Below are 10509 nucleotides of genomic sequence, written 5' to 3'. Positions count from 1 at the left end.
GGCTTTGTTGAATAAATCAGATTTCGGGTAAGTCTCCCCCGTAGCGGGTTGTGTTTTCAGGCAATACGCACGCTTTCAGGCATACCTGCTTTCGTCATTTTGTTCAGCGCTCGTACCAGGGCCATAGCCTCCGCAACCTGACCATCGTAGTCACGCAGCGTCAGTGAACCCCCGAACAGCTGTTTTACCCGGTACATCGCCGTTTCCGCTATCGAGCGACGGTTGTAATCTGTTGTCCATTTCCACCGCGCATTACTCCCGGTCATTCGCTGATTAGCCACTGCACGGTTACGGTCTGCATATTCACCGGGCCAGTAACCCGCACCTTTTCGGGGAGGGATAAGCGCGCTGATTTTCTTACGCCGCAGTTCATCGTGACATAGCCGGGTATCGTAAGCGCCATCGGCGGCGGCTGACCTGATTTTCCGGTGGGTTTGCCGGATTAACCCGGGGAAGGCCTCTGAGTCCGTAACATTGTTCAGCGACAGGTCAGCGCAGATGATTTCATGTGTTTTACTGTCAACGGCGAGATGCAGCTTACGCCAGATACGGCGGCGTTCCTGGCCATGCTTTTTGACTTTCCACTCGCCTTCACCGAAGACCTTCAGCCCGGTGGAATCAATTACCAGGTGTGCGATTTCACCCCGGGTGGACGTTTTGAAACTGACATTAACCGACTTTGCCCGCCTGCTGACACAGCTGTAATCCGGGCAGCGTAGCGGAACGTTCATCAGAGAAAAAATGGAATCAATAAAGCCCTGCGCAGCGCGCAGGGTCAGCCTGAATACGCGTTTAATGACCAGCACAGTCGTGATGGCAAGGTCAGAATAGCGCTGAGGTCTGCCTCGTGAAGAAGGTGTTGCTGACTCATACCAGGCCTGAATAGCTTCATCATCCAGCCAGAAAGTTATGGAGCCACGGTTGATGAGGGCTTTATTGTAGGTGGGCCAGTTGGTGATTTTGAACTTTTGCTTTGCCACGGAACGGTCTGCGTTGTCGGGAAGATGCGTGATCTGATCCTTCAACTCAGCAAAAGTTCGATTTATTCAACAAAGCCATGCACCTGAAGAAAGTGGGCTTTCAGATGGTATAGAGGTATCGCTTCCCTCATTTTCAATCTTCACACCAAAGCAGGCATGTTCCTTTTGTACAAGGAAGGTTTCTTTTACAGAAACAGAATCCTGCTTTGAATTATCTAATTGTAGAGGTGTTAAATACTCCTTAAACTTTTGATCTAAGACATTCTCTAGCAATACATTAATAGGAGGCTTAGGTTCAGTATCTATAGTATTTCCATCATTCAGAAACCTATTAAGATCTGCAAGTGTTAATCTTTCGTTTAAACCATTTATAAAATTTGCCAAGTCAGGAAATAAATTATTTAATACCAACCCGGTACTAATAGCCGACCTAATTAAATCCAGTTGGTCACCCCTATGACAAAGTTCTGTTTTTTTCAAGAAACTATAAACATAGGGTGCTTTTCTTTCGGATATCCAGAAAGACCGGATCTGAATCCGGTCGTTATCTGCCTTATTTGAGATAGGGTATTTAGCCATGTTCTAGCTCATTATTCTGAATAAATAGTATCAGCAATTGCCAAAGATAATGCGAACTGCGGATTGTCTACCATGATAACTTTAGCCGTTTCAAAATGTTTACGAATAGCTGTTTCGATGAGATATGAACCTCCCCCAACAAGGAAAACATTATGAGGCCTCTCTTCGACTTGTGTAACCGCTCTGATTACTTTACTTTGCAACTTCTGTACCGCAGAGTTTACCGCATCAAAAACACCGTCACGCTTGTCCTCTGCAACCTTCAAAGCTGATTTATCATGACGATTATCAACAAGATGATGAATGTAAGCATTACTCGTATTCAGTTTCTCAGATTCAAGATACCTGCTGATCTCATCGTAAACAATAGAACAACCAATACGGTCAAAACCTTTTACTTTCGAAATCTGTTCTAATTGCCCAGTAATACTTGCAACATCAAGAGTAGTACCACCAAGATCAATTACCAAACTTGATTCAAATGAAGCAATATCCTCAATTTCATCTGCCCGGGTCACAGCTGGTAAAGATTCAGGGAAAACAGTCACAGACAAAACGTTAAAAGAATAGCGTTTACCGTCAAGATAACGCTCTACTGGTTTCATCAGATTATCTTTTTTTCTCTGAATATTTTCAATATTCGTTTCCCCTAAAGCAGTATAGAACTGGCTAAGTGGTAAAGTAACAAAGAGGTGAACATCCTGAGGAACTAAACCAGAAGCATGAAGTGCATGGTGAACATTTAACCGGCTAATTTCATCGTATTGGTGAGATACATCAGTCGATTCCAGTGAGTTACTAGATTCGCTGTGATGCGAAAACCTTTCCAGCCCATCAATAAGATAGTTAAAAGGATTGAGACCCTCATGGCGAACACGGAAATCTGGAACAAAACTATTTTGTGTAAGCAAGGGAACTAATTCGTTTCTTTCATTAAGACAAACCAGTTTTGCAGCTTTACTTCCATCATCGACAACGATTTTTAAAGCTTCAGTGATATCCTGCACTGATGGTGAAACAGGACTTTCAGATTTTAATAGTTCAGCCATAAAAACTCTCTTTTATTAATAGGACCATATTAGATATTAACTTTATACATTAATGGTGACCTATTATCAACATTAACACTATTAAAAAAATACGTAAGTCTATGTTATTTCAGCATCCTTCCATTTTAAATACCTTACCGTTAAATTTCCTGTATTCATGTATTAACCATGTTTATAAAGGAGCCAATTATAATCAGAAAGTTACTTTGCATCCTAAGTATGAACTGTTTGAGAGCCAGGACTGGGGCCTTTACCTGTAAGTAACAAAGGTCCTTAGGCTTAGAATCCAAAATGACGCCTTTTTGTAAAAAAATCATAGTTCGAAATACCGTATCATCGATGTAAACATACGTAGAGGAATTTATGGCAGCTGAGCACGTCCAAACTATAGACCTTACAAACTTCTCCGGAAGGATTTTCTTTCTGGCAGATCCTCATGGACATTACTCTGCGCTGTGCAACTTGATCCAATCAGTTACAAAGCCAGAAGAAGAGATAGTAATTTTCTCTACTGGAAATTTGTTTGACTATGGGCCGGAACCCATAGAATTGATGAAGGCGATAAACAGTGGCTTTTTCGATGGACGTTTTGTGAGGCATTTCTCAGCTGCCGGAGCCGGAGAAGAAATGTTAAAAAAATTGTTACCATTAAACAAAGACCGGAGAACATTTTACCCCAGCACATACCTCAATGAGAGATGGTGTGTAATGGGCGGAAAGTGGCATAAAGCTGTGAATCGTTACTATTTAGAGGAAGAGGTAAAAAAACTTCTTAATACCCAGCTTGGTACGATGATGCAGATTTTACTAAAAGGCGATATAAAAATTGGGGTTTGCCCTTCTGATTACGCCCCTATCCGCACATCATTCACTGATACTTATAATGCGCTTCAAGCATTCAACTATGCCAATGTGAATATTTTTCAGAGCCAGTTTCTATTCGGTATGGACCATGCCGTAATACCAATGATGATAAATGACGTCAACCTTATGGTCCTAGGTAGGAATCCTGTAAACAGCATTCGAAAAGCCCATGGTCGTACTCAAAACAATCTTCCAGTACTGATCGGTAATTGTTTGCATATAAATACTGGATCACTCTATATGTCAAAATTAGAAGACCAGGTAATAGTTGCTCCGGGTATACCGCAAACTGACTCACCAGCACTTACATTAGTAGAAATAATCATGAAGAACAATCCAGTTTTATTGTGTCATCAGCTAATACAAACAACAAACAAGTTTTATTCACTTAAAACCTATCCTTTAGAACTCGATTCGATTGAAAACAACATTGAGGTAACAAGATGAAGATAAATTGGAAGATTATCTCAATTTCAACATTACTTTTGCATCTTCACGCAGCAGCTGCACCACATCAAGAGAAAGAGCATAGAAAAGATGCTTTTTCTTCTGCCGCACAGAAAAGTGATTCACTTATATCTGCTAAAGCGGAGCTTATAAACGGAAGGTGGTTTATAAATGGTAAATATAGGCCTGTTCTAAAGACCAGCATGACCAAAACCAATTTCTTAGAAATCATGAATGTTTCAAATAAAGAATCACTTTTTATTGTGATACCAAAACTTGAGTATAATATCATTGCCAAAAATAAAATCTTACTAAATGAAAAAATTGCATTAAGCGAAGGCACATCCGGAAAAAGCATTGTTTGGGTCGAGCCAAAATCAAGTCTAACTATATCGTTTATAAATGACCTTGCTAATACGCCCCTTCAGGCTATCGTTTCGATCACAAGAAACAACAAAGATATAATTGCCATCTTTGGACCGGATCAGGGTAAAGGGTTTACTCTTCCCGGAAATACGTCTAATGATCAAGTGTCCGTTCCTGACTATTCTGACCTAAATATAAAAAAACTTAACATACCTCAAAGTGTTGGTAATCCAGTAACCATCAATCCTAAAGAGAAGAATTACCTCTTAGTTGGACAAGGAAAATATGAAATCTTATCTCTTCCTAAATATCAACATTTAGTATTTTCTGAACCCGTTTATATTGAGAAAAGAAAAAATATCCTCGGTGGTTATGGTTATTGGACGAAAGAAACAATTCTCTACCCCGGTGAATCATTATCTTTTATAACGAGCGCCAAAAACAATCTAAGGAAGCGGGATGATTAAAGTTATCACACTTTTATTGTTTGCATTACTGACTGGTTGTCAGTCAGTAGAAAGTAAAATCGAAGAACTCCCGACAGTTGGTTTTGACCCTATTCTATACAATAAAAGTGAGGCCTTTACTGACGGAAAAGTTACTTTACGTGTCGAAAGTTCAGGAACTGATGTTTGGCTTGTCGCCAAGAATGGAACCAGAAGTTTTATTGAGCTTTCAGGCCTAACGCTAGGTGGTAGTCGTTGTGCTTACAATGCCCGTAGTAAGCAACTTTTGCCCCCAGGCAGCGTAAGCACATTCGTAGTTCCTACGGTTGGAATGCTTGGACTTTGCTTCAACAATGAAGATCAACTTATGTTTATTAACCGTGCTTTTAGCAGAATCTCTCCCAAAGCAAAAGGAAAAGATTCGCTTTCGCTTTTATTTTCTGTTAGTTACGATTTTCCCGGAAAAGCGGACCTAATTACTAACCACGATTTTCAAGAGTTATATCTTTTATTTTTGAATGAGGATAATCTATGAAACAAACATTAATTGTTATTTTAATATGTTTTTGTCACACGGCTTTAGCATATCCATACCGTATCTATACTGTCCCGGAAGGGGCATTAGTAAAAAACATACTAACTAATGAATATCTAGGAAAAACCCCTGTGGTTGTGGACGTGAGCAATACCGAAGCTGGTTCTACTTTTGGGATTTCATTATTTAGACATGAAAATGTTGCTATAAAGATTTTTACAGTAATGCCTTCAGCAGAAAATAATTTTGCTGTTTCTGGACCTGACGTTGCAACTATGTCATTGCCGGGAAAAGCACCTTTAAACGTAGTAAATGATGGGAATGGCGCTTCTGTTCATATAGAACTAAGACCTTATATGTCTGAACCTGCGCACACCCCATATTAATATAACAAGAAATTAAAAATATAAATCATATGAACTGCATCATAAAGATGCAGTTCAATATTTATTCTGATACTTTTAATTTTTCTTTTATGAACTCCTCTAGTTCCTTAATAAAACCCGCATTTATCCTATTGAATTCAAAGCGAATTTTTCTACCAGTATTGTTTTTACTGATTCTTGCATACTTATCTTTGTTATCAAAAGTAATAAGATCACTTGTTTCCCATTTTGTGGAATAAGTTTTTTCACAAACACTTTCCACAGATTGTGTGATTTTTTCCATTACAACTTTTTGAGCAACCTGGAGATCTCCAATGTCTAAATCTTTTGTTTCCTCTTTAACATTATCTATTACTTCATCTAAAGGAAATAGATTTTTTTGCACATATTTCTGTAAACGAGACAAGCGACTATAATAGGAGTTCGGGATTCCTTCATAATCCGGGAATAAAGAGATCAATGTTTCGTCAATACGGGCCGCCTGGATTCTTTTGGCTACCGATACATGACTAATCCCAAGATATGCTGCGAGTTCTTCATTAGTAGAAAATCCTTTTTCTTCCATTTTTTTGATAAATTGAAACCCAACTTCTCTATATGAAAATTTTCGAGATGTTTGTGCTGCGGATATAATTGAATTTATATCATCTTCGGTTAGTTCATCCGGAAGAACCCACAGGGGGAGATCCTTTTCTGCCTTTATACAGCAGAAACGTCTGCGACTTCCTTCTATTAATAAATAAACCCCATCTCTTTTTACAGCGATCCCTTCGGTATCGACCCCTCTTTCTTCAATCTGCTTAAGAATATCTCTAACAGAATAATCTGTAAGGGCTTCTTGATTTCGTGGGTTCGCTGGATGGACTAAGGTCTCCTTCTCCACTCTCTGGGCTGGAACAATCACATGTTCCGCTTCAAGTCTCCGGCCCTTATGAAGAGTGAATAACTTTTTTATGCGAGGTGCTGTTTTCAAACCCGCAAGACCTGAACGGTGACCGACTTCTGTCCGCTTTGGTGCGTTTAAATATCGAGATTTATCATTCCCGATATGTTGCTCATCGCTCATGCGTTAACTCCTTGCTTAGCTGAAAAACTTTTTATTTCATTTATAAATTGCTGATATACCTGTAATACAGATTCTTCTGCGACATCAAGCTGCTTTGCGGAACAAAGTTCCTCTGATTTTTTGATATCAAGCACTGTACGCCCTTTGGAAGCAGCTGCCTTAAATGCTTCAGAATTTTTTATGTTAGCGGACATCAAAAGGTCCTGAACAGTTCTGATTAATTTATCCAAAACTATTCTTTCATATGGACTTTTGTCATCTACATTGACAGCAAGAACTTTGAACCATTTTAAATTGTCGCCCTTACTTGGTGATTGTTTAAACCTTTCACTTATTGTAAGCATGAAGTCTGTAGTAGAGGCGTAATCATATTCACGTGGTGACACTGCGACAAGAATCCCATCGGCCGCTTCGTCAGCAGCCCAGATCAAAGGTGAATCTTCAGGTGGAGTGTCTATAATAATCAAATCATAGTTCTGCTTCAGTACCGGTAAGATAACTTCCTTGAAACGTAGTAACAAAGACGTACGTTCTTCTCTAGAACATTGCCAGTATTTATCTTTAAAACGAGCATCTGTCGGAAAAGCCGTTATTACGTCCAAGTTTGGCAGATGCGTTGAAAAAGGCATATTAGTGATGATTTCTTCTTCAGAGAATCCTGAATCTAAATATTTTTTATACTCAGAATTTTCTTCATAAATTCCAAGGATTGCATCAATTGCTGTAAGGAAGACATCATCTTCTGAGACACTTTGAATCATGCTGCTTCCAATCGAACCTTGTGGGTCCCATTCGATCATTAATACACGTGCATTGAGTTGTAGATCTAAAGCAGCTGCTACTGCTAAAGCTACAGATGTAGTGCTTTTCCCTGTACCGCCTTTATGATTCTGAGTAACAATAGCTCTGCTAAAGTAATGATCGCGGTACTTGGGATAACCCAGGGCATCCATTATTTTTTGAACATCCCAGCGGGTGTAAAGATGATTTTTGTTTTGATAAATAGGTGCACCAACAAGTTCTTTTTCTTCTAAGTCCGAAAGTATTTTATTGAACGTTACTCGTGACTTCCCAAAAAAATCAGAGAGATTTTTTTTATTCAAACAGTGGTTATAGATCAGTCTATCAACACCATCAACACTATCATCAGAAACAGATACTCTTGATGAAGCCATCAGAGATTCCTTTAGAGAAATCTGCTCGCTTTTCATGCGCTGACCAACGAGGGCGATCTTTTCAAGTAAATTCATGGTTATGACCTTTTTGCACTGAAAACCGACTTTTACGCATATATGTAAACTTTACGTATAATGCGTCCATTTCCTTGTTATGCGTACAATTCTATCCTTAGTTTCAATCTTAAGCTAATGTTTGTTTACTTTTTTATGATTTTTTGTGAGCTTAACTTGCAGATGTGAGCTCAGACTCTCTAGTCCATACCTAATGCACAACCTGTTTAAACCACGATTCTTGTCTCCTTCTCTACGCTTTGAAGTTAAGAGCTCCATTAATGAATCTTCACGCCTACCCTATTTCTTGCTTAGACCCTAAAATCTATCTCACCGGTGTGCTGATATACGTTTCCTAACTGTGAACCGTTGTCGTCAGTCCAGTCTAAAGATATGAGGTGTTAATCTCTTGAGGAGGCACACTACGAATTATGGGAGCAGAGTTAGCAACCTCACCCCGAAATGAAACCCAACTTAAGGAGGCAACCCCAGTGTGGAGATTAAGGGGGTTAAATCTGCCAGCGGCTGACAGTGTCCCAGCTGCTGCTCAGTCACACCACGCCCTGATTTAATCCCCTGCCCGGTATTGTAATGACCGAAAAAAACCCGTGCACTGGTGTCGGCAGACCGGCATGCATGAATATGACGTTAATCTGTATCAGCAGGCACTTTTCGCATAATGGGAGCAAGTGATAGCAACGCCGCCCAGAACGGAATGCCAACATCAGGACTGAACCCAAGTTTGGCGATTAAGGGGGTTAAATTTGCAAGCGGATGACAGTGCCCCCAGCTGCTGCTCAGTCACACCACGCTTGATTAAATCTCTCGCCAGGTCTTGTTTTGACCGAAAATAGCCCAAGCACTGATGTCGGCAGACCGGCATATAGGAATATGACGTTAATCTGTATCAGCAGGTACATTTCGCATTATGTGAGCAAGTGATAGCAACCCAGCCCGGAACTGAAGGCCAGCATGAGGACAGAACCCCAGTTTGGCGATTAAGGGGGTTAAATCTCACAGCGGCTGACAGTGCCTTCAGATGCTGCTCAGGCATACTACTCTCCCTGATATAATCTCCCATATGTTCTTGAGATCGTCGGAAATCGCCCATGCACCGGTGTCGGCAGACCGGTATGCAGTAATGTGAATTTAATCTGCATCATCAAGCACATTTCGTATTATGGAAGTAAGTGTTATTAAACCAAAGCCCGCCCAGAACGGAAGGTCAACATCAGAACAGAATCCCAGTTTGGCGATTAAGGGTGTTAAATCTGCAAGCTGCTGACAGTGCCCCAGTTGCTGCTCAGTCACACCACGCCCTGATAGAATCTCCTGCCCGGAAATGTGATGACCGAAAAAAGCCCGTGCACTGGTGTCGGCAGACCGGCACGCAGGAATATGACGTTAATCTGTATCAGGAGGCACATTTCGCATTATGGGAGCAAGCGATAGCAACCCAAGCCCAGAACTGAAGGCCAGCATCAGGACAGAACCCCAGTATGGCGATTAAGGGGGTTAAATCCGCCAGTGGCAATAAGATCCCGAGCGGTGTTTAAGAAATATTTCCCGAAGGACAATCTTCCGCTCGTACGATGAATATAGTGTTCAACCCGGGAGAGGGATCACTTAACCTGCTTAGCCTAAATCTTACGTCATTCTCTAAACGGAGTTTAAGCTTAATGGTCCTGAGAAAGTTAAAAGGACTACCCATAATGACGGTTTGAGATGGCGAATAAGGGTTTTTTCTGCCAGCGGCTGACATTGCCCCAGCTTCTGCTCAGTCACACCACGCCTGATTAAATCTTCCGCCAGGTCTTGTTATGACCGAAAATTGTCCGTGCACTAGAGTCGTAAGACCTGCATACAGGAATGAGGCGTAAATCTTTATCAGGTGGCAAGGTTCGCATCATGGGAGCAAGGGTCTTGAACTGGAGGTTAACATCATAAAATCCCAGATTGGCGATTAAGGGTGTTAAATCTGACAGCGACTGAAAGTGCCTTCAGATGCTGCTCAGGTATATTACACCCTGAAAAAATCAAGCATCTGTGCTTGCGAATATCGGAAAAGGCCATGCACCGGTGTCGGCAGACCGGCATGGGCAATGAGACGTTAATCTGTATCAGCTGGCGCATTTCGTATCATGGGAACAAGTGTTAGCAACCCTCTCCAGGACGGAAGGACACTATCAGGACTGATCCCAGTTTGGCGATTAAGGGGGTTAAATCTGCCAGCGGCTGACAGTGCCTTCTGATGCTGCTCAGACATACTATGCACAGATATAATCACCCGTCCGTCCTTGTGATTATCGGAAAAGGCCATGCACCGGAGTCGGCAGACCGGTATGCAGTGATGTGACTTTAATCTTTATCAGCAGGCGCATTTCGTATTAAGGGAGCAAGTGTTAGCAACCCTGCCCAGGACGGAAGGACACTATCAGGACTGAACGCCAGTTTGGCGATTAAGGGGGTTAAATCTGCCAGTGGCTGACAGTGCCTTCTGATGCTGCTCAGACATACTATGCACAGATATAATCACCCGTCCGTCCTTGTGATTATCGGAAA

Annotated in this window: 10 protein-coding genes; 4 read left to right on the top strand and 6 right to left on the bottom strand. The window is 41.3% G+C overall.

Features of this window, described 5'->3' with window-relative positions:
- Positions 1-56: 56 nt before the first annotated feature.
- The 3 genes from OGY08_RS15980 to parM are packed head-to-tail and all read right to left on the bottom strand — an operon-like array spanning position 57 to position 2608.
- Positions 57-1025: an IS5-like element IS903B family transposase gene (locus tag OGY08_RS15980; protein WP_031942297.1), complete on the bottom strand. Its 969-nt coding sequence runs from the start codon at positions 1023-1025 to the stop codon at positions 57-59.
- Positions 1026-1046: 21 nt separating this feature from the next.
- Positions 1047-1559 (bottom strand): hypothetical protein, encoded by a 513-nt coding sequence (locus OGY08_RS15975; protein WP_001151875.1) that lies wholly within the window; start codon positions 1557-1559, stop codon positions 1047-1049.
- 11 nt (positions 1560-1570) lie between these two features.
- Positions 1571-2608 carry a plasmid segregation protein ParM domain-containing protein gene (gene parM, locus OGY08_RS15970; RefSeq protein WP_000818954.1) on the bottom strand — a complete coding sequence of 346 codons (1038 nt, stop codon included), beginning with the start codon at positions 2606-2608 and terminating at the stop codon, positions 1571-1573.
- A 363-nt stretch (positions 2609-2971) separates the two neighbouring features.
- Between parM and OGY08_RS15965 the strand changes: the two genes are divergently transcribed.
- Genes OGY08_RS15965 through OGY08_RS15950 form a run of 4 tightly spaced genes read left to right on the top strand, consistent with a single transcriptional unit; the run spans position 2972 to position 5652 of the window.
- Positions 2972-3919, top strand: coding sequence for a metallophosphoesterase (locus OGY08_RS15965; protein WP_000718595.1), 948 nt, complete (start codon positions 2972-2974; stop codon positions 3917-3919).
- Positions 3916-4752 (top strand): hypothetical protein, encoded by an 837-nt coding sequence (locus OGY08_RS15960; RefSeq protein ID WP_000700976.1) that lies wholly within the window; start codon positions 3916-3918, stop codon positions 4750-4752. The genes OGY08_RS15965 and OGY08_RS15960 overlap by 4 nt, the downstream gene beginning before the upstream one ends.
- Positions 4745-5266 carry a hypothetical protein gene (locus tag OGY08_RS15955; protein WP_000598517.1) on the top strand — a complete coding sequence of 174 codons (522 nt, stop codon included), beginning with the start codon at positions 4745-4747 and terminating at the stop codon, positions 5264-5266. The genes OGY08_RS15960 and OGY08_RS15955 overlap by 8 nt, the downstream gene beginning before the upstream one ends.
- Complete coding sequence (locus tag OGY08_RS15950) at positions 5263-5652, top strand: hypothetical protein (protein WP_000815011.1); 390 nt, start codon at positions 5263-5265, stop codon at positions 5650-5652. Before OGY08_RS15955 ends, OGY08_RS15950 begins: the two co-directional genes overlap by 4 nt.
- Positions 5653-5713: 61 nt before the next feature.
- On the opposite strand, the gene OGY08_RS15945 is transcribed toward OGY08_RS15950, so the two are convergent.
- The 3 genes from OGY08_RS15945 to OGY08_RS15935 form a co-directional block, all read right to left on the bottom strand.
- Positions 5714-6718, bottom strand: a complete 1005-nt coding sequence (locus OGY08_RS15945; RefSeq protein ID WP_001278838.1) for a ParB family protein — start codon at positions 6716-6718, stop codon at positions 5714-5716.
- Complete coding sequence (locus OGY08_RS15940; RefSeq protein WP_001050364.1) at positions 6715-7968, bottom strand: ParA family protein; 1254 nt, start codon at positions 7966-7968, stop codon at positions 6715-6717. The genes OGY08_RS15945 and OGY08_RS15940 overlap by 4 nt, the downstream gene beginning before the upstream one ends.
- Before the next feature lie 1128 nt (positions 7969-9096).
- A complete protein-coding gene (locus OGY08_RS15935) occupies positions 9097-9258 on the bottom strand; it encodes a hypothetical protein (RefSeq protein ID WP_286566061.1) in 162 nt (53 codons plus the stop codon).
- Positions 9259-10509 lie beyond the last annotated feature (1251 nt).

Origin of the sequence: Citrobacter sp. Cpo069, from assembly GCF_030332785.1 — a bacterium.
Lineage (GTDB): Bacteria > Pseudomonadota > Gammaproteobacteria > Enterobacterales > Enterobacteriaceae > Citrobacter > Citrobacter portucalensis.
Note: the sequence above shows the minus strand (reverse complement) of the source record. Positions and strands in the feature narration are given on the sequence as shown.

Excerpts from the sequence above, each read along its gene's own strand:
- OGY08_RS15940 (WP_001050364.1), bottom strand. The coding sequence starts at position 7,968 with ATGAATTTACTTGAAAAGATCGCCCTCGTTGGTCAGCGCATGAAAAGC.
- OGY08_RS15960 (WP_000700976.1), top strand. The coding sequence starts at position 3,916 with ATGAAGATAAATTGGAAGATTATCTCAATTTCAACATTACTTTTGCAT.
- parM (WP_000818954.1), bottom strand. The coding sequence starts at position 2,608 with ATGGCTGAACTATTAAAATCTGAAAGTCCTGTTTCACCATCAGTGCAG.
- OGY08_RS15965 (WP_000718595.1), top strand. The coding sequence starts at position 2,972 with ATGGCAGCTGAGCACGTCCAAACTATAGACCTTACAAACTTCTCCGGA.
- OGY08_RS15945 (WP_001278838.1), bottom strand. The coding sequence starts at position 6,718 with ATGAGCGATGAGCAACATATCGGGAATGATAAATCTCGATATTTAAAC.
- OGY08_RS15955 (WP_000598517.1), top strand. The coding sequence starts at position 4,745 with ATGATTAAAGTTATCACACTTTTATTGTTTGCATTACTGACTGGTTGT.
- OGY08_RS15975 (WP_001151875.1), bottom strand. The coding sequence starts at position 1,559 with ATGGCTAAATACCCTATCTCAAATAAGGCAGATAACGACCGGATTCAG.
- OGY08_RS15950 (WP_000815011.1), top strand. The coding sequence starts at position 5,263 with ATGAAACAAACATTAATTGTTATTTTAATATGTTTTTGTCACACGGCT.